Source organism: Rhizobium acidisoli (assembly GCF_002531755.2).
Taxonomy (GTDB): domain Bacteria; phylum Pseudomonadota; class Alphaproteobacteria; order Rhizobiales; family Rhizobiaceae; genus Rhizobium; species Rhizobium acidisoli.
This window is the reverse complement of sequence record NZ_CP034998.1, coordinates 4,355,861-4,379,109: the sequence shown is the minus strand read 5'-3', so window position 1 is coordinate 4,379,109 and position 23,249 is coordinate 4,355,861. Positions and strand designations below refer to the sequence as shown.

Here is a 23,249-nt window from a genome sequence, read left to right as displayed (position 1 = left end):
CTGGTGAGACTGACATGAGCGATGCTGCGATGAAACTGGTGGTGGTTGGCGCAGCCGGGCGCATGGGGCAGACACTGATCCGGCTCATCCATTCCATCGAGGGCGCGACGCTGCATGCGGCGGTCGAGCGCACCGGCTCGCCCTTTATCGGCAAGGATGCCGGCGAGATTGCCGGTCTCGGCCCGAGCGGCATCATCATCGGCGACGATCCGCTCAATGCCTTTCTGCATGCCGAAGGCGTGCTCGACTTCACCTCGCCGGCCGCAACAGCGGAATTCTCGGGCCTGGCCGCGCAGGCCCGCATCGTTCATGTCGTCGGCACCACAGGCTGTTCGGCCGAAGACGACGCCAGGATCGCCGCGGCAGCCCGCCATGCCCGTATCGTCAAGTCCGGCAATATGAGCCTCGGGGTCAATCTGCTCAGCGTGCTGACCGAGCAGGCAGCGCGGGCGCTCGATCCTGTTGATTGGGATATCGAAGTCCTGGAAATGCACCACAAGCACAAAGTCGACGCCCCTTCCGGCACCGCGCTTCTGCTCGGCGAAGCGGCGGCCAAGGGCCGCAATATCGATCTCGCCTCGAAATCGGTCCGGGTGCGCGACGGCCATACCGGCGCCCGCGAGGCGGGCACGATCGGTTTTGCGACGCTGCGCGGCGGCTCCGTCATCGGCGAGCATTCGGTGCTTTTCGCCGGCGAAGGCGAGATCGTCACCCTGTCGCACAGCGCCGCCGACCGGTCGATCTTTGCGCGCGGCGCCATCAAGGCAGCGCTCTGGGCGCGCGACAAGAAGCCGGGTCTCTATTCCATGCTCGACGTGCTCGGGCTTTCCCCTCAATAACGACATCTCGGAGGCATATTCATGAGCGGTACCCTCGTCCTCGTTCGCCACGGCCAGAGTGACTGGAACCTGAAGAATCTCTTCACCGGCTGGAAGGATCCCGATCTGACGGCGCTCGGCATCGAGGAAGCCAATGCCGGCGGTAAGGCACTGGCCGAATACGGAATCAAATTCGACGTCGCCTATACCTCGGTGCTGGTGCGCGCGCAGCACACGCTGAAGCTCATCCTCGACAAGGTCGGCCAGCCCGATCTGCCGACGATCCGCGACCAGGCGCTGAACGAGCGCGACTATGGCGATCTCTCCGGCCTCAACAAGGACGACGCCCGCGCCAAATGGGGCGAGGAACAGGTGCATATCTGGCGCCGCTCCTATGACGTCCCGCCGCCCGGCGGCGAAAGCCTGCGCGACACAGGCGCCCGCGTCTGGCCCTATTACCTGACCGAAATCCTGCCGCGGGTGCTGCGCGGCGAGAAGGTGCTGGTTGCCGCACACGGCAATTCGCTGCGCTCGCTGGTCATGGTACTCGACAAGCTGACCAAGGAAGGCGTGCTCGCCCTCAATCTCGCGACCGGCGTGCCGATGGTCTACAAGCTGAAGGCGGATTCCACCGTCGCCTCGAAGGAAGTGCTCGGCGACATGTCCGGCGCACACTGAATGCAATCGCCTTCCCTGTTCCGACAGGGAAGGCTGTTCTCAAAGCGCGTCGCGTCAACTTGATTTATGCGACGCGCTTTAGCTCTTTGTTTTACGCATGTCGTTGCGGCAAAAGCGCTTCGCGCTTTGCCTGGCAAAACCGCTGCACACTTTTGCGCGACATGCTTTAGTTCTCGATGGTGAACTGCACCCGGTCGGCCGCAAACCGGCTGATCGAATATTGCACCGGCACACCGTCGAGATCGGTGTTCATCGCCTTGGCGATCAGAAGGATCGCGCCGGGGGTCAGTTCCAGATCGGCGAGATCCGCCGTGTTCGCATGGGCGGCCGTCACTTCGGTCGTCGCACGGACATAATCCGACAGGCCAAGATCGGCGAAGGCCTTGGTGATCGATTCGCGCTTGCGATAGGCCTCGCCGATCCCGGCGAAGCGTGCGGCGGGAAACCAGCTCGTCGCCTTTGAAACCGGCCGCTTGTCTGCCTGGCGCAATGTTTCCAGCCGGATCACCTGCTCCCCCTGCTTCAGACCCAGCCAGCGGGCGACCTCGGCGCTGGCTTCCTCCTGCACCTCATCGAGCAGAAGGCTGCGCATTTCGCGCGCCTGGTCGCCGATGCCTGAAGTGAAGCGGGTGCGCCGGGTGATCGGAAAATTCAGCCGCTCCTTGCGCTCGATCAGCGTGCCGCGACCTTGTACCGCACGGACGATGCCTTCCTGCGCCAGGGCCGCCAAAGCGCTGCGCACCGTATGTCGGTTGACGCCGAATTGCAGCGCCAGGACCGTTTCCGGCGGCACCATTCCGGTTTCGTCATAGGTACCGTTGCCGATCGTCTCGCGAATCCGGTCAGCGATCTGACGCCAGAGCGCCACACCGGTCTGCCTTTGCACCTGCTTCAAACCTGCCATTCGTTCCCGCCATTTCCCGCGCCCGATGTCACACGCTTGTCACGACACCGATTTAGGACTAAACATAGCTTGTATGGTTGTCTATATCAATAGACATTTTAGGGAAAGCGACAATGATATTAGCGGACAGGACAGACGCTGCGTCACAGACGGCATCCGGGCGCAAACGCGCCGCCGATCTGCTGGCGCGCGCGGAACGCAGCGAACTCTCGGCGGTCTGGGATGCTTTGCCGGAAAAGCCCGCGGCGCATCCGGTGCGCGGACCCGAGACCGGGCTGGTGATGGTCCGCGGCCGCATCGGCGGCGGCGGCGCGCCCTTCAACCTCGGCGAAGTGACGGTGACCCGGGCCACGGTCCGGCTCGACTCCGGCTCGATCGGCCATGCCCAGGCGCTCGGCACCGATCGCGAGAAGGCTCGGCTGGCGGCGATCTTCGATGCGCTCTGGCAGGATGAAGCGACGCAGGATTTCGTCGAACAGGCATTGCTCTTGCCGATCGCCGAACGGATCGCCACAGCCGAACGCCGCAAGGCGGACGAGACGGCGGCCACCCGCGTCGACTTCTTCACCATGGTCAGGGGAGACAACTGATGGGCCTGAAGACAGAAGCCTTGACCGGCGGCTTTGCCGACCCGGTCTTCGATGCCCAAAGTGTCTTCAAGATGCTGATGGACGGCATGGCCCGCCCCGGCACGATCCAGACCGTTCAGCCCGATATCGCGCCGCCTCTGCCACTCGGCATCGCCGCCGGCACGATCGCGTTGACGCTTTGCGACCACGACACATCAGTCTGGCTTTCCCAGGGGCTGGCGAAATCGGCGGTGCCGGAATGGCTCGGCTTCCACACCGGCGCGCCTTTGACCACTGAGAAGGCCGAGGCACGCTTTGCGTTCACGGAAGCCGGCATCCCGCTTTGCCCGTTCAGCCTCTTCGCCTCGGGCACGCAGGAATATCCCGACCGCTCGACGACGCTCGTCATCGAACTTTCCGCACTCGAAGGTGGGCGCAGGCTGGCGCTGATGGGTCCCGGCATCCAGAGCGTGGCGGAAGTCGCGCCTGTCGGCCTGCCGGAGACCTTCCTGCGGCTCTGGACCGAGAACCGCGCGCTCTTCCCGCGCGGCATCGACATCGTGCTGACATCGGCGACACGTTTTCTCTGCCTGCCGCGCACCACCAAGATCACAGCAACGGAGATCTGAGCTCATGTATGTTGCCGTCAAGGGTGGCGAGGCCGCCATCGCCAATGCCCACCGCCTGCTCGCCGACCGCCGCCGCGGCGACCGTTCGCTGCCGGCAATCGGCATTGACCAGATCGTGGCGCAGCTGGCGCTCGCCGTCGACCGGGTCATGGCCGAGGCTTCGCTTTTCGACCGCACGCTCGCAGCACTCGCCGTTCGCCAGTCGCGCGGCGATATGATCGAGGCGATCTTCCTGCTGCGCGCCTATCGCACGACGCTGCCGCGTTTCGGCTATTCGAGGCCGCTCGACACGGCTGATATGACGATCGAACGCCGCATCTCGGCGACCTACAAGGATCTGCCGGGCGGCCAGCTTCTCGGCCCCACCTTCGACTATACCCACCGCCTGCTCGATCCCTCGCTGCTTCAGGACGAGGCGATCGAGGAGCCCGCGCTGCGTCCAGCCGAAACCGGCCGCGTCATGCGCGTCTCCGAAATCCTCGGCGAGGAAGGCCTGATCGAGGCCGATGGCGACATGCCCGAAGATCATGAGATCGGCGACCTGACCCGCGAGCCGATGGAATTCCCGATGACGCGCGACCTGCGCCTGCAGGCGCTTGCCCGCGGCGACGAGGGCTTCCTGCTGGCGCTCGGTTATTCCACCCAGCGCGGCTATGGCCGCAACCACCCCTTCACCGGTGAAATCCGCATCGGCGAGGTCGAGGTGGAATTCGACGTGCCGGAACTTGGTTTTGCCGTCTCGCTCGGTGTCATCCAGATCACCGAATGCCAGATGGTCAACCAGTTCAAGGGTTCGGCCAAGGCGCCGCCGCAATTCACCCGCGGCTACGGCTTGGTCTTCGGCCAGAGCGAGCGCAAGGCGATGGCGATGTCGCTTGTTGATCGGGCGCTTCGCGCCGAAGAGCTTGGCGAGGATATAACCGCGCCGGCACAGGACGAGGAATTCGTCATTTCCCATTCCGACAACGTCCAGGCGACAGGCTTCGTCGAGCACCTGAAGCTTCCGCATTATGTGGACTTCCAGGCCGAACTCGATCTCGTCCGCCGCATGCGCCGCGAATTCGAAGCCGGCCGCAACGGCGGCGAAGACATGAAGGAAGCCGCCGAATGACCGATCTCGCCAGCTACAACTTCGCCTATCTCGACGAACAGACCAAGCGGATGATCCGCCGCGCCATCCTGAAGGCGATCGCCATTCCGGGCTACCAGGTGCCCTTCGCCTCGCGCGAAATGCCGATGCCCTACGGCTGGGGCACCGGCGGCGTGCAGGTGACGGCCTCGATCATCGGGCCTGATGACGTGCTCAAGGTCATCGACCAGGGCGCCGACGACACGACCAACGCCGTTTCCATCCGCGCCTTCTTCCAGAAGGTCGCCAATGTCGCGGTAACGACCCATACCAGCGACGCGACGATCATCCAGACGCGTCACCGTATTCCGGAGGAAAAGCTCAAGGCCGGCCAGGTGCTCGTCTACCAGGTGCCTATCCCCGAACCGCTGCGTTTCCTCGAACCGCGCGAGACCGAAACCCGCAAGATGCATGCGCTCGAAGAATACGGGCTCATGCATGTGAAGCTCTACGAGGACATCGCCCATAACGGCCGCATCTCGCGGACCTACGCCTATCCGGTGAAGGTCCACGGCCGCTATGTCATGGACCCGTCGCCGACGCCGAAATTCGACAATCCGAAGATGCACATGTCGGATGCGCTGCAGCTCTTCGGCGCCGGACGCGAGAAACGCATCTATGCGGTTCCGCCCTATACCGACGTCGTCAGCCTGGATTTCGAGGATTATCCCTTCGATATCCAGCGCTTCGACAAGCCCTGCGCCCTTTGCAGCGCTGAAGATGTCTATCTCGACGAAGTGGTTCTCGACGACAAGGGCGGGCGCATGTTCGTCTGCTCAGACACCGATCATTGCGGAGACCGCCGCGCGCAGGGGCATGCCGGCGAGATGCTGGCCCGGGAGGCTGCAGAATGAGCGATATCCCGCTTCTCAAAGTCCATGACGTTTCCAAATTCTACGGCAACCGCATCGGCTGCCGCGACGTCTCCTTCGAGCTCTGGCCCGGCGAAGTGCTCGCCATCGTCGGGGAATCCGGCTCCGGCAAAACGACCCTGCTCAACTGCCTCTCCACCCGGCTGCTGCCGAGTACCGGCAGCGTCGAATATCACATGCGCGACGGCAGCTACCGCGATCTCTACCGCATGAACGAGGCCGAGCGGCGCTTCCTGATGCGCACGGACTGGGGCTTCGTGCACCAGAACCCGGCCGACGGCCTGCGCATGACGGTATCGGCCGGCGCCAATGTCGGCGAACGGCTGATGGCGATTGGCGACCGGCACTACGGCAAGATCCGCGCCTCGGCGATCGACTGGCTTGAACGCGTCGAGATCGACGCCGACCGCATCGACGACCAGCCGCGCGCCTTTTCCGGCGGCATGCGCCAGCGCCTGCAGATCGCCCGCAATCTCGTCACCGGCCCGCGCCTCGTCTTCATGGACGAACCCACAGGCGGCCTCGACGTTTCGGTGCAGGCGCGCCTGCTCGATCTGGTGCGCGGCCTTGTCAACAATCTCGGCCTCTCGGCCATTATCGTCACCCACGATCTTGCCGTCGCCCGCCTGCTCTCGCACCGGATGATGGTGATGAAGGACGGCTACGTCATCGAACACGGGCTCACCGACCGCGTGCTCGACGATCCGCGCGAACCCTATACGCAGCTGCTCGTCTCCTCGATCCTGCAGGTCTGAGGTCCCAAACCAAGGAAGAACAAATCATGGCAACGCCCCTCGTCGTTTCCGAAGTCTCGAAGAGCTTCACCATGCACCTGCGCGACGGCATCAGGCTGCCTGTTGTCTCCGATGTCGCGTTCTCGGTCGCCTCAGGCGAGTGCGTCGTGCTCGGCGGCCCCTCGGGCATCGGAAAGAGCTCGCTGCTCAAGATGATCTACGGCAATTATGCCGTTGATACCGGCCAGATCCTCATCCGCCACGATGGGCGCATCGTCGATCTGGCCTCAGCCGATCCGCGCACCGTGCTCAACGTGCGGCGCAACACGCTCGGCTATGTCAGCCAGTTCCTGCGCACCGTGCCGCGCGTGGCGGCAATCGACGTGGTTGCCGAACCACTGGTGGCGCGCGGCGAGGAAGCCGCTTCGGCACGGGAAAAGGCCGGCGCCCTGCTTGCCAAGCTCAACCTGCCGGAAGCGCTCTGGCAGCTTCCGCCCGCCACCTTCTCCGGCGGCGAGCAGCAACGCGTCAACATTGCCCGCGGCTTCATCACCGAGCATACGATCCTGCTTCTCGATGAACCCACGGCCTCGCTCGATGCCCGCAACCGCGCCGTCGTCGTCGAGATGATCGCGGAAAAGAAGAAGGCGGGCGTCGCCCTTCTCGGCATCTTCCACGATGAGGAAGTGCGCGAAGCCGTCGCCGACCGGACCCTCGACGTCCAGCAGTTTTCGCCGAGAAAGATTGCCGCATGAGCCGCAAGCTTGGTATCGAGCCTTACGTCCATGAGACGGCATCCGTCAGCGATTCCACCTTCGGGCGTTATACGGAGGTGTCCGAACGCTGCCGCATCAGCGAAGCCACGTTCGGCGACTATTCCTACATCATGCAGGACGGCTCCGTCTGGTGCGCGACGATCGGCAAGTTCGTCAATATCGCCGCCGCCGTGCGGATCAACGCCACCAACCATCCGACCTGGCGCGCGACGCTGCATCATTTCACCTATCGGGCCGCCGACTATTGGCCGGATGGCGATATGGAAACGGATTTCTTCGAATGGCGGCGCGCAAACCGGGTGACGATCGGCAATGACGTCTGGATCGGCCACGGAGCGACCATCCTGCCCGGCGTCAACGTCGGCAACGGCGCCGTCATCGGGGCCGGCGCCGTCGTGTCCAAGGACGTCGCGCCCTACACGATCGTCGGCGGCGTGCCGGCCAAGCTTATCCGCGAGCGCTTTCCAAAAGAGATCGGCGAGCGGATGGACAGGCTCTCCTGGTGGGACTGGGAGCACGACCGGTTGCGCCTGGCTCTGGACGATTTTCGCAACCTGAGCGCGGAAGATTTCCTCCCGCTACGAGGGTTAAACCCCCGATTTAGGGGTGAAGAATTGTGACACGACTTACACAAATATGACACGTGAGGTTCATCAAGCGGGACTAATGCGATGCTGACCAAGGCCTGGAGTGCAAGGGAAAAGCATGATGTTCGAGCTGAAGAATGTCACACGTCGTTTCGGACAAAAGCTCGCCGTCGATTCCGTCACGCTCGACATTCCTCAGGGCCAGATGGTCGGCATCATCGGCCGCTCCGGCGCCGGCAAGTCGACGCTGCTGCGCATGATCAACCGCCTTCAGGAGCCGAGCTCCGGCTCCATTCATTTCGCCGGCCTCGAAGTTTCCGGGCTTCGCGGCCGGGCTCTGCGCAACTGGCAGCGCGACTGCGCGATGATCTTCCAGCAGTTCAACCTGGTGCCGCGCCTCGACGTTCTCACAAATGTCATGCTCGGCCGCCTCAATCACCGCTCGACGCTTCTGAGCCTGCTCAACATTTTCAGCCGCGAGGAGCGTGTGCATGCCATCGCGGCACTCGAACGTCTCGGCATCGAACAGACGGCGCTGCAGCCGGCCGGCACGCTTTCCGGCGGCCAGCAGCAGCGCGTGGCGATCGCCCGCGCGCTGATGCAGAACCCGAAGATGGTGCTCGCCGACGAGCCGATCGCCTCACTCGACCCGCTGAACGCGAAGATCGTCATGGATGCGCTGCGCGATATCAACGAGCGCGAGGGCATCACCGTCATCACCAACCTCCACACGCTCGATACCGCCCGCAGCTATTGTGAGCGCATCGTCGGCATGGCCGGCGGCCGCGTCGTCTTCGACGGCAAGCCCTCGGAGCTGACGGCAGAAGCGGTAAGGGAAATCTACGGGACGGACAAGGACGGCGCCGGCATCGACGAAACGATGACCTCGACGTCGATCAACATCGCCCCGGAGCGGGCAGACAATCAAACCGCCGGCATCCAACCGCTGGCGCTGGCCGGCCTCTGAACAAGGCGGCAGCGATCGAGCGCCCGCGTCAAGGGCACACTTCTTCGTAACGGAAGGCCGGGGGATACCGGTCAATAGGAGAGAACTCATGTTGAAGAAAGCACTCTTTGCGGCAACGGCGCTCTTCGCGCTCGCCGGCGCCGCCAATGCTGCAGACCTCAAGGAATTCCGCATCGGCATCCTCGGCGGCGAAAACGAAACCGACCGCCTGCGCAACTATGCCTGCCTGGCAGACCACCTGAAGCAGGAATTCGGCTTCGAGAAGGTTTCGCTCTTCCCGGCCGCCGACTATGACGGCGTTATCCAGGGCCTTCTCGGCGGCACGCTCGACTTCGCCGAACTCGGCGCTTCCGGCTACGCAGCCGTCTACATCAAGGATCCGAAGGCTGTCACGCCGATCCTGACGACGCAGCAGAAGGATGGTTCAACCGGCTACCACTCGATCGGTCTCGCTCTGAAGTCCTCGGGCATCAAGACCATTCAGGACGCCAAGGGCAAGAAGCTCGGCTACGCCGATCCGGATTCCACCTCGGGCTATCTCGTTCCGCTGACGCAGATCCCGAAGGACACGGGCATGCCGAACGACAAGTTCTTCGCCTCGACCCAGTTCAACGGCGGCCATGAGAACAACCTTCTCGCCGCTTACGACGGCAAGGTCGACGTCGCCGTCGACGATAGCTCGGGCATCGGCGATTTCAAGGATGGCTACACCTCCGGCACCTTCCGCAAGGAAGTCGACAAGGGCGCCGTCGATCCGAACAAGCTGGTTGAAGTCTGGCGTTCGCCGCTGATCCCGAACGGCCCGCTCGTCGTTCGCAACGCTCTCGGCGAGGACTGGCAGACGAAGCTCGCAGCCTTCTTCACGGCCCTGCCTGAGAAGGATCACAAGTGCTTCGCAGCCATCGAAGGCGGCGACTACAAGGGCTACGCCCCCGTCAAGCACGAATTCTACAACACCGTCGTCGAAGTGCGTAAGGCTGCCATCGGCGGCTGATCGGCCTTTGGAATGCGGGGCGGCCGGAAACGGCCGCCCTTTATCTTTGATCGGGCGAGGCGTCCATGACTGTTGCCGATACACAGCCGCACATGCAGAGCACTGGGGATATCCGCACCGCCTGGGAGCGGATGGTCGCCAGGCGCCGTTTCTACACTATTCTCGGCCTGGTTATCCTGATTGCGGCTTTCGTCAGTTCCGTGCGCTTCGCCGACGAGAGCAATGCCGGCCATTTCTTCGACCGCCTGCCGCATCTCTTCGACTTTTTGAGCTGGCTCATCCCCAAGGACTGGAACGATGTCTGGCGCGCACTTTTCGACATTGCGAGCGTCAACGACAAGGGCGGCGAAGAATTCAATTTCGACAAGGGTCGCGTCTATATATCAGGCGCCTTCTACATTCCCGAATATTTCGAGCTGATGATCGTCACCATCAACGTGGCGCTGATCTCGACGATCGTCGCCTTCGTCTTTGCCGTTCCGTTGAGCTTTTTTGCCGCGCGCAACCTGACGAGTTCCTGGCCGCTGCGCGTCTTCACCAAGCGTCTGATGGAATTCCTGCGCGCCTTCCCCGAGATCGTCATTGCCGGCCTGTTTTCGGCGATCCTGTCGATCGGGCCGGTCGCCGCCATCATCGCCATCACCCTGCACACGATCGGCGCACTCGGCAAACTCTTCTACGAAGTGGCCGAGAATATCGACATGAAGCCGCATGAGGGCATGAAGGCCGTCGGCGCCAACTGGTGGGAGCGCGTGCGCTTCGCGGCTCTGCCGCAGGTGCTGCCGAATTTCACCTCCTATGCGCTCTTGCGCCTCGAGATCAACGTGCGTGCCTCGACCATCATCGGCGCCGTCGGCGGCGGCGGCATCGGCGAGGAACTGAAGCTTTCGATCTCGCGCGGCTTCGGCGCCAAGACGATGGCGCTGGTTCTGCTGCTGTTCGTGACGATCGTCGCCGTCGACCAGTTCTCCGCGTGGCTGCGCCGCCGCCTCGTCGGCGAGCATGCCTTCCTCCTGCAACATTGAGGCTGCCATGACGGTGATCGACGCAAACCGCATGAACGAAATCGAAGCGCGCTATCCGGAATATTTCCACCGGTCGTTCCGCCAGCGTTTCGGCGGGCTGATGATCCTGATCGCGACGCTGCTCTACAGCCTCTATGCCGTCTGGTTCTTCGACCTGCCCAAGCTTTTCGCCGAAGCCCATTGGGAGCGCGTCGGCATCTATCTCAGCCAATGGGTGAGCTACGACGTTCAGCCGGAATTCCGCATCGAGGACGACGGCTCGATCGACATCCGCTATCCGCGCTTCTCGCCGCTCGGCGACAATCCGCATCCGGACTGGCTGGTCAACAATCCCGATGGCAGCATCACCGTTTCGATCAGCGGCACCAGCCGCACCGTCACCGTTTCGAAGAGCCAGACGATCGTCACCGCCCACGGCATCAGCGTCCCGGTCGATGTTTCGAGCGGTGCGCCGAAAGTCGTCGGACCAGTGCCCGGCTGGATGACCGTCTATGATGACAATGTGCTCGCCGATCTCGGCTTTGCCGGCAATGTCAGCATCTCCGTCGATCGGGTGAAAATCCGCAAGCGTTTCATCGGCTGGGCGAATTTCATCTTCGACACGCAATCGTCCTTCTTCGACAAGCCGGTCGGCGAGGTCGTCGGCCTGATCGTCTCCGGGCCGCGCATCAAGCCCGACCAGTCCAATCTGTCGCTCGCCTTCGACGACATCTGGAACAACAGTGAATGGCAGCACGGCGACGTCTGGACCAAGCTTTTCCAGACGATCGTGATGGCATTCCTCGGCACGCTGCTGGGGTCGCTCACCGCCTTCCCGCTCGCCTTCCTGGCGGCGCGCAATATCACGCCGAACCGGCTGCTCAATCAGATCCTGAAGCGCTTTTTCGATTTCCTGCGCTCGGTGGACATGCTGATCTGGGCGCTGTTCCTGACGCGCGCCTTCGGGCCCGGCCCGCTTGCCGGCAGCGGCGCGATCTTCCTCACCGAGACCGGCACGCTCGGCAAGCTCTATTCCGAAGGGCTGGAGAATATCGACAACAAGCCGCGGGAAGGCATCAAATCGACCGGCGCCCAGCCGGTGCTTGTCCAGCGTTACGGCATTATGCCGCAGATCGTTCCCGTCATCGTCAGCCAGACGCTCTACCAATGGGAATCGAACGTGCGCGGCGCGACCATCATCGGCGCCGTCGGCGCGGGCGGCATCGGGCTTAAATTGTGGGAGGCGATGCGCACCAACGCCAACTGGGAAAACGTTGCCTACATGGTCATCCTGATCCTGATCGTCGTCTTCCTTTTCGACGCCGCTTCGAACGCGCTGCGCCACCGGCTGATGGGCACGAAAACCCACTGATTCATCCGCTCGAGAGGTCGTGGCGGCTGCTCCCCATCATCATTCTGTCACGGAAATCTTTTAGCCGGGAGCTGCTTGCGGTTCGCCGCCAAATCACTGCACAGTGCGCTCCCCGTTTCGACGATCCCCAGGATAAAAGCCTTGCGCTACGCTCTCTATTTCTCGCCGCCGAAGGATGATCCCCTGACCGGCGCGGCCTCGCTCTGGCTCGGCCGCGATGCATTTAGCGGCGAGACCTATCCTGCGCCGGATGAAGCGCAACTCGGTGCGGCAGAACAGTTCGAACTGACCGCCGACCCGCGCCGCTACGGCTTTCACGCGACGATCAAGGCGCCGTTTTCGCTCGCCGCCTCGGTCACCGAGAAGGATCTGATGGCGGTCGCCGAGGAGTTTGCCGCGCGCACTGAAGCTTTCGAGATTCCCGAACTGGTGCTCGGCCAGCTCGGCCGTTTTTTTGCCCTTGTTCCCGGTTCTCTTCATCAACCTCTTCAGGATTTCGCCGCGAAGGTGGTAAGGTCCTTCGAACCGTTTCGCGCAGCGTTGTCCGAGGCCGATATGGCGCGGCGCAACCCGGAGAAGCTCAGCGACAGCCAGCGCGCCAATCTGCAGCGCTGGGGTTATCCTTATGTGATGGAGGATTTCGGCTTCCACATGACGCTTACCGGCCAGGTGCCCGAGACACGCGCCGCGGTGATGAAAGCCATTCTGACCGAGCGCTTTGCCGATTTCACCGGCCGGCCGATTACGATTTCCGGCCTTGCCGTCTTCATCGAGGAAACGCGCGGCGCCCCGTTCAAAGTTCATTCCTGGCTGCCGCTTTCCGGCGCCAAAAGCTGAAAGACCCGACGAGATGAGCAAAGAGACCGTGTTTTCCAACGCCCGCATCGTTCTCGAGGATGACATCCTCGCAGGCTCGATCCTCATTCGCGACGGCAAGATCGCCGACATTTCCGAGGGAAGCTCGGTAGCCGGCGAAGATTTCGAAGGCGATTACGTCATTCCCGGCCTCGTCGAACTGCACACCGATCACCTCGAAGGCCATTACCAGCCGCGTCCCGGCATTCGCTGGAACAAGACCGCCGCGGTCCAGGCGCATGACGCCCAGATCGTCACCTCCGGCATCACCACGGTGTTCGACTGCCTGCGCATGGGTGCGGACGAGGACGGCGGCTTCGAACATGGAGAGATGCGCGAAATGGCCGACGCCATCCAGTCGGCAGAGAAGGAAGGCCGGCTGCGCGCCGAGCACCTCCTCCACCTGCGCTGCGAGGTCTCGGCCGACAATGTGCTCGAACATTTCGCCGATTTCGAAAACGACCGGCATGTGCGGCTCGTCTCGCTGATGGACCATGCGCCCGGCCAGCGGCAGTTCCAGACGATGGACCAATATATCTTCTACTACCAGAAGAAGCGGGGCTTAAGCGACGAGGTCTTCGCCCGCTTCGTCGCCAAGCGCCAGGCGGAATCGGCGCGCAATTCGACGCCGCATCGCAACGCCATCGCCAAGGTCTGCGCCGAGCGCGGCATCACAGTGGCGAGCCATGACGATGCGACCCTGTCGCATGTCGGCGAGGCGATCGACAACGGCGTGCGGCTTGCCGAATTCCCGACCAGCTTCGACGCCGCCCGCGCCTCGCACGAACACGGCATGAGCGTGTTGATGGGGGCGCCGAACATCGTGCGCGGCAAGTCCCACTCCGGCAATATCGCCGCCCGCGACCTCGCCGAGATGGGCGTGCTCGACGTGCTGTCCTCCGATTACGTGCCGCTCAGCCTGCTGCATGCGCCCTTCATCCTCGCCGATGAAGTCGAGAGCATTACCTTGCCGAAGGCGATCGCCATGGTGACGTCGACGCCCGCCCGCACCGTCAGCCTCGACGATCGCGGCCGGATCGCGACGGGACTGCGCGCCGATCTCGTCCGCGTCCACCGCGCGCATGGCGTGCCGGTGACACGCTCCGTTTGGCGCCAGGGACGCCGTGTCGCATGAGCCCGCGCGAACCCCACGCCGCAGCCGGAGCCGAGCGCGGCATCATGGTCGTCGTCGTCGGACCGAGCGGCGCCGGCAAGGACACGCTGATGAATCTCGCGGCCCGGCGTTTTGCCGGCCGTGAAAACGTTCACTTCACCCGCCGCGTCATCACCCGCCACCGCGATGCCGGCGGCGAGGATCATCTTTCCGTCTCCCTCGAAGGGTTTGCCGCGATGGAGCAGTCAGGCTCCTTCGCCGTCTGGTGGGAAGCGCACGGCCTGAAATACGGCATTCCGGCCGAGGTCTCGGTGGCGCTGTCGCGAGGCCATATCGTCGTCGCCAACGGCTCGCGCTCGGCGCTGCACCGCTTTCAGGCGGCCTTCCCGCGGCTGAAGGTCATCAACGTCACCGCCAGCCCCGAAGTGCTCGCCGGCCGGCTGGAGGCGCGCGGACGTGAGACGCATGAGGATATCATGGCGCGGCTTGCCCGCGGACCGCTGACGGTGCGCGGCGAATACGACGTGACGGAACTCGACAATAGCGGCTCGCTCGAAGAAGCCGAGCAGAAGATGATCGCGATCCTGGACGAATTGCTCGCCGAGGTTCACTGAGATCGGAAGGAAGGCATGCGCGCCATCAAGGTCGTCGACTACGATCCTTCTTGGCCGCTGCTCTTTGCCGACATCAGCGCCGAGATCTCCACCCTGCTCGGCGATCTCGTGCTGTCCATCGACCATATCGGCAGCACCTCGGTGCCTGGACTTGCGGCCAAGCCAAAGATCGACCTCGATGTCGTGACGATCTCCGACGACGTTCTGCCGATGGCGATCGAAATGGTGCGCGCTGCGGATTTTGTCTTCCACGGCGATAGGGGAGAGAAACGCTGGGCCTTTACCCGCGATCACGAAGGTCATGGCTTCAAGCTCTATCTTTGCGGCTGCGGTAATCGCGCCCATCGGGAGCGCATCCTGTTTCGCGACTATCTCCGGGATCACTCCGAAAGGGCCACGGCCTATGCCGATCTGAAACGCCGGCTGGCGGCGGAAGCAGGCAACGATTGGGATTTCTACACCGGCGGCAAGACCGCGTTCGTCGGCGAGACGCTGCGATTGGCAAGCTTGAAAACGTGAGATCGGAGCACACGCTTATCGACTGGGATTACCGCTTTCATGAGAGGCGTGACCTCCGGTGGTTTCAGCGATCGACTGCTGCAGCCATGCTCGGAAACGCGCCGACGTCACCTCATTCCAACGCTCCCGAGGTCCGACCAAATAATAGCCGCCGAGCCGGACGTCGGTTTCCAGCAATTCGACGAGCCGCCCGGCGCGCAAATCATCTGCGGCGATCAGGCGGGTGGCCAGTGCTATGCCTTGGCCGGCCACCGCCGCGTCGACGGTCAGGTTGGCCGACCACAGCCGCGGGCCATTCAAGGTCACTTCATGCTCGAAGCCAGCCTTGCGAAACCATTGCCGCCACTGATCGCGGCTTTCCTCGTGGATCAGCGGCTGTCGCACCAGATCGTCAAGGGTCCGTATCGGCGCGTTTCGGCTGATCCATTCGGGGCTGGTGACCGGGAACATGCGCGGCCTTTCCAGCAGGATCCAGCGGACATTCCCCCTTGGCTCCTCGGAATAGCGGATGTCGACATCGGCCTCATAGCGGGTGAAATCCGGCTCGAGATCGGTCGCGCGCATCACGAAATCGATGCCGGGCAAGGCAAGCTGGAGCTGGTTGAAGCGCGGCGTCAGCCACCGTGTCGCGAAACCGGGCACGCACCAGATGCGCAAGACCGTGCGATTGACTGCCGGACGCAGTTCGGCCGTCGATTTGGCGATGAGGTCGAAAGCCGCCCCCACCGTCTCGGCAAAAACCCTGCCTTCCGCCGTCAGCCTGATGCCGCGCGGTCCGGCATCGACAAGCCGCGTGCCAAACCAGGCTTCGAGATTGCGGACGTGGCGGGATATGACGGTGTGACTGAGATTGAGATCGTCCGCGGCTCGCCGCATCGACCCCAGGCGGCTGACCGCCTCGAAGGCGCGCACCATCGAAAGCGGCGGCAAACGTCCGCGTTTCGGAACGCCTTCCTGTTCATCTGGCGATGATTTCCCCCTGCGCAATCCTGTCTCCCAGAACGGAAATTGGTTCCGCCGAACCAAGATCGGAATGCCATCTGCATTTCCATATGCCATGGAAATCGCAATCTTGGCGTAACGAAGAGTGGTGCACGGTGGTGCATAAAATGCACCACTCGCCTACCGGCTGACAATTGCGTTTTTCGCCTTTCGCAAGCGAAACCATCAAATTTGCGGGGCGGTGCGGCCACTTTCCTGGAAAGACTGGTCGGGAGCGGTGCATCCATGTGTCCACCGCGGTCAACAAAAAGCGCCTTCCCGCCCTACCGGACATCCGCCAGCATTGCCCGCAACACGCCGCTCCGCCTCGGAGACGACACCAAGTAAAGTCTGCAGACGCCGGCTTTGCCCATCTCTTGCGAGCGGCCGCGATTGCCAACGATCCCAAGGTTCGTGGCTTTCACCGGCGTCAGACGGACGCTCAACAAGCAAGGGAACGCGAATGAAATTCAAGAACACTTCGACGATTACGGCTCTCGGCCTGCTATCGCTGGCGCTCGCCGCGGGACCGGGCGTGGCCCGGGATCTTACCATAGCGTCCTGGGGCGGGAATTTTCAGGATGCGCAGCGGGAGATCTATTTCAAGCCGTTCTCCAATGTTACCGGCAAGCCTCTGCTCGACGAGGCCTGGGACGGCGGCATCGGCGTCCTTCAGGCAAAGGTCAAGGCGGGCAACCCTTCCTGGGATGCCGTGGAGGTCGAAGCCGATGAACTCTCGCTCGGCTGCGCCGACGGGCTTTTTGAGAAGGTGGACTGGGACAAGCTTGGCGGCAAGGATGCATTTCTGCCTTCGGCGGTGAGTGACTGCGGCGTCGGCGCCATCGTCTGGTCGACCGCCATCGCTTATGACGGCGCCAAGATTGCCGATGGCCCCAAATCCTGGGCCGAGTTCTGGGACGTGAAGAAATTCCCCGGCAAGCGCGCCCTGCGCAAGGGACCGAAATATACGCTCGAATTCGCGCTGATGGCCGACGGCGTGCCGGCAGACAAGGTTTACGACGTCCTGGCGACGCCTGAGGGCATCGATCGCGCCTTCGCCAAGCTTGATGCGTTGAAACCGAACCTTGTCTGGTGGACCTCGGGCGCGCAGCCGTTGCAACTGCTGGCTTCCGGCGAAGTGGCCATGACCAGTGCCTATAACGGCCGCATCACCGGCATCAACCGGTCGGAAGGCCGGCAGTTCAAAGTTGTCTGGCCGGGCAGCATCTATGCCGTGGATAGCTGGGTCGTTCTGAAGGGCGCTGAAAACAAGGATGCGGCCTTTGACTTCATCGCCTTCGCCAGCAAAGCGGAAAACCAGGCAAAACTGCCGCAATATATCGCCTACGGCCTCCCGAACAAGGAAGCCGGCAAGAGCGTGCCGCCGGACCAGCTGGCCGACTTGCCCACCACCGAGGCCAACATGCAAGAAGCAGTCAGCCTTGATACGGACTTCTGGATCGACAATTCGGAAGCGCTGACCAAGAGATTCGACGCCTGGCTGGCACAATAGCGGACGGAATATCGCCCCCGCGGGATCGCTTCTGCCGATCGACCCGTGGGGGCTTCCGCACATCTTCGTCACTTCGCTCCCCAGGAGCCGACAATCCGAACGGAGGGCCGCCATGGCTGCGCCGCGCATACGCTTTGAAAGAATCTCCAAATCCTTTGGCCTGCACCAAGTCGTCAAAGACCTGTCGCTCGACATCGAGAGGGGCGAGTTCGTCAGCCTTCTGGGACCTTCGGGTTCAGGCAAGACGACTTTGCTGATGATGCTGGCGGGTTTCGAAAACCCGACCGCCGGCGGCATTTTTCTCGACGGCCGCCGCATCGACCATCTGCCTCCGCATCGGCGCGAGATGGGCGTCGTCTTCCAGAATTATGCGCTCTTTCCGCATATGTCGATCGCCGACAACATCGCCTTTCCTCTCAGGATGCGAGGTGTCGGTCGCAGCGAGATCGAAGAGCGTGTGAAACGCGCCCTTGAGATGGTGCAGCTGTCGGCCATGAGCGGACGCAAGCCCGCCCAGCTTTCGGGCGGACAGCAGCAGCGCGTGGCGCTTGCCCGTTCCCTGGTGTTCGAGCCAGCGGTGGTGCTGATGGACGAGCCGCTTGGGGCACTGGACAAACAGTTGCGCGAACAGATGCAACTCGACATCCGCGCCCTTCACAAGCGGCTGGAACTGACCGTGGTATTCGTGACCCATGATCAATCCGAGGCGCTGACCATGTCGGACCGGATTGCGGTCTTCAACCGCGGCAACATCGAGCAGATCGGTACGCCGCGCGATATCTACGACCGGCCGCAGACACGCGCCGTCGCCGAATTCATCGGCGAAACCAATCTGATAGAAGGAACGGTCAAGGCGACGGGCACGACCGGCACCTCGGTCGAGATCGCCGACGGACGGCATGTGATCGTGCCTGGCAGTAATTCCCTCTCTGTCGGCAGCCGCGTCCATATTTCCGTTCGCCCCGAGCGCATTTCTCTGGCGGCCGGCAGCATCGGCGCGGCGGCGAACGCCCTGCCGGCAAAAATACTCGATAGCGTCTATCAGGGCGACCATTTGCGGGTGCAGCTCGACGAGGATGCCTTCCGCTTCGTGGTCCGGACCGACATGCGGTCGGCGGAGTGGCCGGTCGGAGCCGATGTGGTGGCGCACTTCACGCCTGAAGACTGCTGGGTGATTGCAGCATGAATGCTTTCCGTCGACACACCGGCACCTTTGCCCTCGTCTTTCCGTTGACCCTGTTCCTGGGCGTCTTCTTCATCTGGCCGCTTCTGACCGTCCTGCAACAGGCGGTGTCCGATCCGGTCGTCAGCAAAAACCTGCCGCGGACGACAGCTGCGGTCTCGGCCTGGAACATTACCTCCGAACCCTCGGACGAAATGCGGACAGCTCTTGTCGACGACCTGAAATCGCTCGACGACGACCAGAAACTCGGAGAGGTGGTTCGAAGACTGAACAGCGCCCAGCCGGGCTTCCGCACATTGATGCGAAAGACCGTCGCGGCCGTGAGAGACAGCACCGGGCCGATAAGCCTCGCAGAGATCGACGCCCGATGGAACGACGTTGCCTTCTGGCGGGCAATCGCCGAAGCCACCGAGCCTTACACCGATCGCAACCTGCTTGCCGCAGTCGATCTTCAGCATGACGCTTCCGGGGCGATCGTGGCGATGCCGGCTGGAGAGTCCGCCAATCAGGCGATTCTGCTGAGAACATTCGCCGTGGCCGCCGTCGTGACCCTGGCGACCTGTCTCATCGGCCTGCCCTACGCGATGCTGGCCGCCGCCTTGAGCGGCTGGCGGCGGCAGCTCCTCCTTGCCGCGGTACTGCTGCCGCTGTGGACATCGCTGCTGGTGCGCACCGCGGCCTGGTACATCCTCCTTCAGGACAAGGGGCTCATCAACTCCCTCCTCGTGTCGCTCGGCCTTCTCGACAGTCCCTTGCCGCTTCTTTTCAACCGGACGGGTGTCGTCATCGCCATGACGCATGTGTTGCTGCCGTTCATGGTTCTGCCGATCTACAGCGTCCTCATCGCAATCCCGCGAAATCTCATGCCAGCGGCAGCCTCTCTTGGCGCGAGCCCGATCCGGGCCTTTCTGCATATCCTGCTGCCCCTGGCCCTGCGCGGCATCGCCTCCGGCGGACTGCTCGTCTTCATGGCAGCGCTCGGTTACTACATCACACCGGCGCTCATCGGCGGGCCGAAGGATCAGATGATCAGTTCGGTGATTGCCTTCTACGCCACCGGCTCGGCCAATTGGGGCATGGCCGGTGCGCTCGGCATGGTGCTGCTCGCCGTGACGATCGTGCTCTACGGCGTTTATGGCCGGCTATCCATGAAGACGACGGGGGCGTGACATGACAATTCGATTGCTAAAATTTCTGTTCGGCGCGGCAACGGTCATTTTTCTGCTGGCTCCGCTTTTGGCGATCCTTCCGATCGCATTTACCTCCAGCAGCTTCCTGGCCTATCCCATTCCTTCTTTTTCGGATCGCTGGTTTGCGGAACTGGCAACCGAGGACGCCTGGCGACGGTCTATCGTCAACAGCTTGCTGATCGGAGCGGGGACCACCTTGCTTTCCACCGTGCTCGGCATTCTGGCCGCACTGGCGTTGCGCAGGCGCGTTGTTTTTGCCGCGGCGCTGAGGACGATATTCCTCCTGCCGATGGTCGTTCCCGCCGTCGTGCTCGGCGTGGGGCTGCAGATCCTGTTTGCCGGCCTCGGATTTCCAAACACATTTGCGGCCGTCATCGTGGCACATACGGTTGTCGCCGTGCCTTTTGTGCTGGTCAGCATCACCGCCTCGCTTGAGGGCATCGACTATCGGACCGAGCGTGCGGCCGCGAGCCTCGGGGCTTCTCCGGCGAAGGTCTTCTGGAAAGTGACGCTGCCGCTCGCCATGCCCGGCGTCCTTTCCGGCGCGGTGCTTGCCTTTGCGACATCGCTTGACGAAGTCGTGCTGACGCTGTTTGTCGCCGGACCAAACCAGCTGACGCTGGCGCGCCAGATGTTCTCGTCGATTCGCGAAAACATCAGTCCGGCCATCGTGGCGGCAGCATTTCTGTTTATCGTCGGGACGATCTTTCTCGGAGGCCTGCTCGCGGTGGTGCACAGACGCGCCGCCCGGTCTGCGGCCCCGGCCTGAGGCCAGGGCCGTTCGTCCTTCGGGGAACCGACGGCTCCCGTTACTCGCCGTCGCCCCGACCGGACACGATCTCGCGCTTGCCGACATGATTGGCCGGGCCGACGAGGCCTTCCTTTTCCATGCGTTCGACCAGTGAGGCGGCTCTGTTGTAGCCGATGCCGAGCCGGCGCTGGATGTAGGAGGTCGAGCACTTCTTGTCGCGCATGACGACCTTGACCGCCTGCTCGTAGAGTTCGTTGCCATCCTCGGAGGCCATGGCGCTCTTGTCGAAGACGGCGCCGGCTTCTTCCTCTTCGGGCTCTTCCTCCTCGTCGGCGGTGACGGTGTCGAGATATTCGGGACGGCCCTGGGTCTTCAGGTGAGCAACGACCTTTTCGACCTCGACATCCGAGACGAAGGGACCGTGGACGCGGGAAATCCGCCCGCCGCCCTGCATATGCAGCATATCGCCCTGGCCGAGCAGCTGCTCGGCGCCCTGTTCGCCGAGGATGGTGCGGCTGTCGATCTTCGAGGTCACCTGGAAGGAGATGCGGGTCGGGAAGTTCGCCTTGATCGTGCCGGTGATGACGTCGACCGACGGACGCTGCGTCGCCATGATCAGATGGATGCCGGCGGCGCGGGCCATCTGGGCCAGACGCTGGATCGCGCCTTCGATCTCCTTGCCGGCGACCATCATCAGGTCGGCCATCTCGTCGACGATGACGACGATATAGGGCATCGGCGTCAGGTCCAGCGCCTGGTTTTCCTCGATCGGGGCGCCGGTGCCCTTGTCGAAGCCGACCTGGACCATGACATGGATCGTCTCGCCCTTGTCGCGGGCCTGCGCCACGCGGTCGTTATAACCGTCGATATTGCGCACCCCGAGGCGCGACATCTTGCGGTAACGCTCCTCCATCTCGCGCACCGCCCATTTCAGCGCCATCACCGCCTTCTTCGGATCGGTGACGACCGGCGTCAGCAGATGCGGGATACCGTCATAGACGGAGAGTTCGAGCATCTTCGGATCGACCATGATCAGCCGGCACTGTTCCGGCGTCATGCGGTAGAGCAGCGACAGGATCATCGTGTTGATGGCGACCGACTTGCCGGAGCCGGTGGTGCCGGCGACGAGCAGATGCGGCATCTTGGCAAGCTCGGCAATCACCGGCTCGCCGCCGATGGTCTTGCCGAGGCCGAGCGCCAGCTTGTAGCCGCTCTTCTCGAAATCCTGGCTTTCGATCATCTCGCGGAAATAGACGGTTTCACGGGTGACGTTCGGCAATTCGATGCCGATGACATTGCGGCCGGGCACGACGGCGACACGGGCCGAAAGCGCCGACATCGAGCGGGCGATATCGTCGGCAAGGCCGATGACGCGCGACGACTTCACGCCGGGCGCCGGTTCGAATTCATAAAGGGTGACGACAGGGCCCGGGCGGACATGGATGATCTCGCCCTTGATGCCGAAATCCTCGAGCACACTTTCCAGAAGCCCGGCATTCTGCTCCAGCGTCTCCTGCGACATGATCTCGCCAAGGCGTTCCGGCGGCTCCTGCAGGAGGGCACGCGGCGGGAATTCGTAGCCGGAGGCGTCGATCTTTTCGGGCCTCGCCGCCAGGCGCGGCGACGGCAGAACCGCGGCAACCGGCGGCGTGCGCTGGGGCGCCGGCGCGGCCTGAGGGGCTGACGCCACGGGAGGAGCGGACGCCGCCTGAGGCGCGGGCGCAATCGGAGAGGTCACCACAGGCTGAGGGGCAGGTCTAACCGGGGCCTCGACGGGAATGCGCCTCGACCGTTCCAGGGATATGGCGGCCGACGGGCGCGGGGCGGGCTTTGCGGAGACCGTCGCGGCCGGCGAGACCGGGCGGGAGGCGACGGGAGCGGCGGCCGGCCGGCCGGGGCGCCATTCCATGATGCGAAACAGCGACGTGATCGATTCGGGCGCTGTCTCGGCCTTCGGGAACGAGATCACGGCAGGCGCGCGAACCGGCTCGGCCTCTTCGAAGGCCATGACTTCCCAGAAGGCGAAATCCGAAATGGAGGAAAGCTCGGCGGTGGCCCGGAAAGCAGGTGCGGCCGGCGCGGCGGGAACGAGTGACGGCTGCAGTTCGATCGTCTGCGGTGCTGCGGGACGTTCGTCCGGCTCCGGCAGATAGATATCGAAGGGCACGTCGACGGCAACCGGCTCGATCCGGATCGCCTGCTGCCCCATCTGCGAATCATCGCGCGCAGGTTCATCCGGCGCCCGCCGCTTGCTGATCAACGTTTCCGGCGTGCGGGTGAAACGGACATTCGGCGCGAGGGAAAAATTGCTCTGCCAGATCGGCGCCGCCGGCTTTTCTCCTGGAATTACCTCCGGAAGGTCCGTTTCAATCCCGCTGGAAAAGTCCCCGGCGTCCGTCAAATTGGTTCTGGGAAAACGCATGCGTCCGCTACTCACTCATGCCTAACAAATTACGACCCTACCGGGATAGAAAAGGAAGGTTAATAAGTTCCTTC

24 protein-coding genes are annotated in these 23,249 nt (G+C 63.1%); 21 read left to right on the top strand and 3 right to left on the bottom strand.

Annotated features, from left to right (window positions below; all coding sequences use genetic code 11):
- Positions 1-14: 14 nt before the first annotated feature.
- Together dapB and CO657_RS21275 are read left to right on the top strand one after the other, a co-directional pair.
- A complete protein-coding gene (dapB, locus tag CO657_RS21280; RefSeq protein WP_054182164.1) occupies positions 15-839 on the top strand; it encodes a 4-hydroxy-tetrahydrodipicolinate reductase in 825 nt (274 codons plus the stop codon).
- Positions 840-860: 21 nt separating this feature from the next.
- A complete protein-coding gene (locus CO657_RS21275) occupies positions 861-1,496 on the top strand; it encodes a 2,3-bisphosphoglycerate-dependent phosphoglycerate mutase (RefSeq protein WP_003589269.1) in 636 nt (211 codons plus the stop codon).
- Positions 1,497-1,662: 166 nt separating this feature from the next.
- Here CO657_RS21275 and phnF read toward each other — a convergent pair whose 3' ends face one another.
- Positions 1,663-2,400 carry a phosphonate metabolism transcriptional regulator PhnF gene (gene phnF, locus CO657_RS21270; protein WP_054182165.1) on the bottom strand — a complete coding sequence of 246 codons (738 nt, stop codon included), beginning with the start codon at positions 2,398-2,400 and terminating at the stop codon, positions 1,663-1,665.
- A 113-nt stretch (positions 2,401-2,513) separates the two neighbouring features.
- Here phnF and phnG point away from each other — a divergent pair, with 113 nt between their 5' ends.
- The 15 genes from phnG to CO657_RS21195 all read left to right on the top strand — a co-directional run bounded on the left by phnG (position 2,514) and on the right by CO657_RS21195 (position 15,135).
- Positions 2,514-2,990, top strand: a complete 477-nt coding sequence (gene phnG, locus CO657_RS21265; protein ID WP_054182166.1) for a phosphonate C-P lyase system protein PhnG — start codon at positions 2,514-2,516, stop codon at positions 2,988-2,990.
- Positions 2,990-3,598 (top strand): phosphonate C-P lyase system protein PhnH, encoded by a 609-nt coding sequence (gene phnH / locus CO657_RS21260; RefSeq protein WP_054182167.1) that lies wholly within the window; start codon positions 2,990-2,992, stop codon positions 3,596-3,598. The genes phnG and phnH overlap by 1 nt, the downstream gene beginning before the upstream one ends.
- A gap of 4 nt (positions 3,599-3,602) precedes the next feature.
- Positions 3,603-4,709 carry a carbon-phosphorus lyase complex subunit gene (locus tag CO657_RS21255; protein ID WP_054182168.1) on the top strand — a complete coding sequence of 369 codons (1,107 nt, stop codon included), beginning with the start codon at positions 3,603-3,605 and terminating at the stop codon, positions 4,707-4,709.
- Positions 4,706-5,581 carry an alpha-D-ribose 1-methylphosphonate 5-phosphate C-P-lyase PhnJ gene (locus tag CO657_RS21250; RefSeq protein WP_054182169.1) on the top strand — a complete coding sequence of 292 codons (876 nt, stop codon included), beginning with the start codon at positions 4,706-4,708 and terminating at the stop codon, positions 5,579-5,581. The genes CO657_RS21255 and CO657_RS21250 overlap by 4 nt, the downstream gene beginning before the upstream one ends.
- A complete protein-coding gene (phnK, locus tag CO657_RS21245; RefSeq protein WP_054182170.1) occupies positions 5,578-6,354 on the top strand; it encodes a phosphonate C-P lyase system protein PhnK in 777 nt (258 codons plus the stop codon). The genes CO657_RS21250 and phnK overlap by 4 nt, the downstream gene beginning before the upstream one ends.
- A 26-nt stretch (positions 6,355-6,380) precedes the next feature.
- Entirely contained in the window at positions 6,381-7,088 is a 708-nt protein-coding gene (gene phnL, locus CO657_RS21240) for a phosphonate C-P lyase system protein PhnL (RefSeq protein WP_054182171.1), read from the top strand.
- Positions 7,085-7,729 (top strand): DapH/DapD/GlmU-related protein, encoded by a 645-nt coding sequence (locus CO657_RS21235; RefSeq protein WP_054182172.1) that lies wholly within the window; start codon positions 7,085-7,087, stop codon positions 7,727-7,729. Before phnL ends, CO657_RS21235 begins: the two co-directional genes overlap by 4 nt.
- Positions 7,730-7,817: 88 nt before the next feature.
- Positions 7,818-8,663, top strand: a complete 846-nt coding sequence (phnC, locus tag CO657_RS21230) for a phosphonate ABC transporter ATP-binding protein (protein ID WP_054182173.1) — start codon at positions 7,818-7,820, stop codon at positions 8,661-8,663.
- A gap of 88 nt (positions 8,664-8,751) precedes the next feature.
- Positions 8,752-9,657, top strand: coding sequence for a phosphonate ABC transporter substrate-binding protein (gene phnD / locus CO657_RS21225; protein ID WP_054182174.1), 906 nt, complete (start codon positions 8,752-8,754; stop codon positions 9,655-9,657).
- A 65-nt stretch (positions 9,658-9,722) separates the two neighbouring features.
- On the top strand, positions 9,723-10,682 hold the full coding sequence (phnE, locus tag CO657_RS21220) for a phosphonate ABC transporter, permease protein PhnE (RefSeq protein WP_054182175.1): 960 nt from the start codon (positions 9,723-9,725) through the stop codon (positions 10,680-10,682).
- 7 nt (positions 10,683-10,689) lie between these two features.
- Positions 10,690-12,033 (top strand): phosphonate ABC transporter, permease protein PhnE, encoded by a 1,344-nt coding sequence (gene phnE / locus CO657_RS21215; protein ID WP_012559518.1) that lies wholly within the window; start codon positions 10,690-10,692, stop codon positions 12,031-12,033.
- Positions 12,034-12,174: 141 nt separating this feature from the next.
- Positions 12,175-12,870, top strand: a complete 696-nt coding sequence (locus CO657_RS21210; protein ID WP_054182176.1) for a DUF1045 domain-containing protein — start codon at positions 12,175-12,177, stop codon at positions 12,868-12,870.
- A 13-nt stretch (positions 12,871-12,883) separates the two neighbouring features.
- Positions 12,884-14,023 (top strand): alpha-D-ribose 1-methylphosphonate 5-triphosphate diphosphatase, encoded by a 1,140-nt coding sequence (locus tag CO657_RS21205; RefSeq protein ID WP_054182177.1) that lies wholly within the window; start codon positions 12,884-12,886, stop codon positions 14,021-14,023.
- Positions 14,020-14,616 (top strand): phosphonate metabolism protein/1,5-bisphosphokinase (PRPP-forming) PhnN, encoded by a 597-nt coding sequence (gene phnN / locus CO657_RS21200; protein ID WP_054182178.1) that lies wholly within the window; start codon positions 14,020-14,022, stop codon positions 14,614-14,616. The genes CO657_RS21205 and phnN overlap by 4 nt, the downstream gene beginning before the upstream one ends.
- 15 nt (positions 14,617-14,631) lie before the next feature.
- Positions 14,632-15,135 carry a GrpB family protein gene (locus CO657_RS21195; protein ID WP_054182179.1) on the top strand — a complete coding sequence of 168 codons (504 nt, stop codon included), beginning with the start codon at positions 14,632-14,634 and terminating at the stop codon, positions 15,133-15,135.
- Positions 15,136-15,150: 15 nt separating this feature from the next.
- Here the strand turns inward: CO657_RS21195 and CO657_RS21190 are convergent, their stop codons facing one another.
- Positions 15,151-16,122 (bottom strand): LysR substrate-binding domain-containing protein, encoded by a 972-nt coding sequence (locus tag CO657_RS21190; protein WP_245292946.1) that lies wholly within the window; start codon positions 16,120-16,122, stop codon positions 15,151-15,153.
- A 457-nt stretch (positions 16,123-16,579) separates the two neighbouring features.
- On the opposite strand from CO657_RS21190, the gene CO657_RS21185 reads away from it, so the two are divergent.
- The 4 genes from CO657_RS21185 to CO657_RS21170 all read left to right on the top strand — a co-directional run bounded on the left by CO657_RS21185 (position 16,580) and on the right by CO657_RS21170 (position 20,771).
- On the top strand, positions 16,580-17,629 hold the full coding sequence (locus CO657_RS21185; protein WP_054182180.1) for an ABC transporter substrate-binding protein: 1,050 nt from the start codon (positions 16,580-16,582) through the stop codon (positions 17,627-17,629).
- Between the two features lie 112 nt (positions 17,630-17,741).
- The gene (locus CO657_RS21180) at positions 17,742-18,815 is read left to right on the top strand and encodes an ABC transporter ATP-binding protein (protein WP_003589295.1); all 1,074 of its coding nucleotides are present in this window, start codon (positions 17,742-17,744) and stop codon (positions 18,813-18,815) included.
- Entirely contained in the window at positions 18,812-19,981 is a 1,170-nt protein-coding gene (locus CO657_RS21175; RefSeq protein WP_054182181.1) for an ABC transporter permease, read from the top strand. The genes CO657_RS21180 and CO657_RS21175 overlap by 4 nt, the downstream gene beginning before the upstream one ends.
- A 1-nt stretch (position 19,982) precedes the next feature.
- Entirely contained in the window at positions 19,983-20,771 is a 789-nt protein-coding gene (locus tag CO657_RS21170; RefSeq protein ID WP_003589297.1) for an ABC transporter permease, read from the top strand.
- A gap of 40 nt (positions 20,772-20,811) precedes the next feature.
- On the opposite strand, the gene CO657_RS21165 is transcribed toward CO657_RS21170, so the two are convergent.
- On the bottom strand, positions 20,812-23,175 hold the full coding sequence (locus CO657_RS21165) for a DNA translocase FtsK (RefSeq protein ID WP_054182182.1): 2,364 nt from the start codon (positions 23,173-23,175) through the stop codon (positions 20,812-20,814).
- Between the last annotated feature and the right edge of the window lie 74 nt (positions 23,176-23,249).

Coding starts and splice junctions, on each gene's coding strand:
- CO657_RS21175 (WP_054182181.1), top strand. CDS start 18,812: ATGAATGCTTTCCGTCGACACACCGGCACCTTTGCCCTCGTCTTTCCG.
- phnH (WP_054182167.1), top strand. CDS start 2,990: ATGGGCCTGAAGACAGAAGCCTTGACCGGCGGCTTTGCCGACCCGGTC.
- CO657_RS21185 (WP_054182180.1), top strand. CDS start 16,580: ATGAAATTCAAGAACACTTCGACGATTACGGCTCTCGGCCTGCTATCG.
- CO657_RS21275 (WP_003589269.1), top strand. CDS start 861: ATGAGCGGTACCCTCGTCCTCGTTCGCCACGGCCAGAGTGACTGGAAC.
- phnC (WP_054182173.1), top strand. CDS start 7,818: ATGTTCGAGCTGAAGAATGTCACACGTCGTTTCGGACAAAAGCTCGCC.
- dapB (WP_054182164.1), top strand. CDS start 15: ATGAGCGATGCTGCGATGAAACTGGTGGTGGTTGGCGCAGCCGGGCGC.
- phnL (WP_054182171.1), top strand. CDS start 6,381: ATGGCAACGCCCCTCGTCGTTTCCGAAGTCTCGAAGAGCTTCACCATG.
- phnE (WP_054182175.1), top strand. CDS start 9,723: ATGACTGTTGCCGATACACAGCCGCACATGCAGAGCACTGGGGATATC.
- CO657_RS21205 (WP_054182177.1), top strand. CDS start 12,884: ATGAGCAAAGAGACCGTGTTTTCCAACGCCCGCATCGTTCTCGAGGAT.
- phnF (WP_054182165.1), bottom strand. CDS start 2,400: ATGGCAGGTTTGAAGCAGGTGCAAAGGCAGACCGGTGTGGCGCTCTGG.
- CO657_RS21250 (WP_054182169.1), top strand. CDS start 4,706: ATGACCGATCTCGCCAGCTACAACTTCGCCTATCTCGACGAACAGACC.
- phnN (WP_054182178.1), top strand. CDS start 14,020: ATGAGCCCGCGCGAACCCCACGCCGCAGCCGGAGCCGAGCGCGGCATC.
- phnK (WP_054182170.1), top strand. CDS start 5,578: ATGAGCGATATCCCGCTTCTCAAAGTCCATGACGTTTCCAAATTCTAC.
- CO657_RS21180 (WP_003589295.1), top strand. CDS start 17,742: ATGGCTGCGCCGCGCATACGCTTTGAAAGAATCTCCAAATCCTTTGGC.
- phnG (WP_054182166.1), top strand. CDS start 2,514: ATGATATTAGCGGACAGGACAGACGCTGCGTCACAGACGGCATCCGGG.
- CO657_RS21235 (WP_054182172.1), top strand. CDS start 7,085: ATGAGCCGCAAGCTTGGTATCGAGCCTTACGTCCATGAGACGGCATCC.
- CO657_RS21195 (WP_054182179.1), top strand. CDS start 14,632: ATGCGCGCCATCAAGGTCGTCGACTACGATCCTTCTTGGCCGCTGCTC.
- phnE (WP_012559518.1), top strand. CDS start 10,690: ATGACGGTGATCGACGCAAACCGCATGAACGAAATCGAAGCGCGCTAT.
- phnD (WP_054182174.1), top strand. CDS start 8,752: ATGTTGAAGAAAGCACTCTTTGCGGCAACGGCGCTCTTCGCGCTCGCC.
- CO657_RS21170 (WP_003589297.1), top strand. CDS start 19,983: ATGACAATTCGATTGCTAAAATTTCTGTTCGGCGCGGCAACGGTCATT.
- CO657_RS21165 (WP_054182182.1), bottom strand. CDS start 23,175: ATGCGTTTTCCCAGAACCAATTTGACGGACGCCGGGGACTTTTCCAGC.
- CO657_RS21255 (WP_054182168.1), top strand. CDS start 3,603: ATGTATGTTGCCGTCAAGGGTGGCGAGGCCGCCATCGCCAATGCCCAC.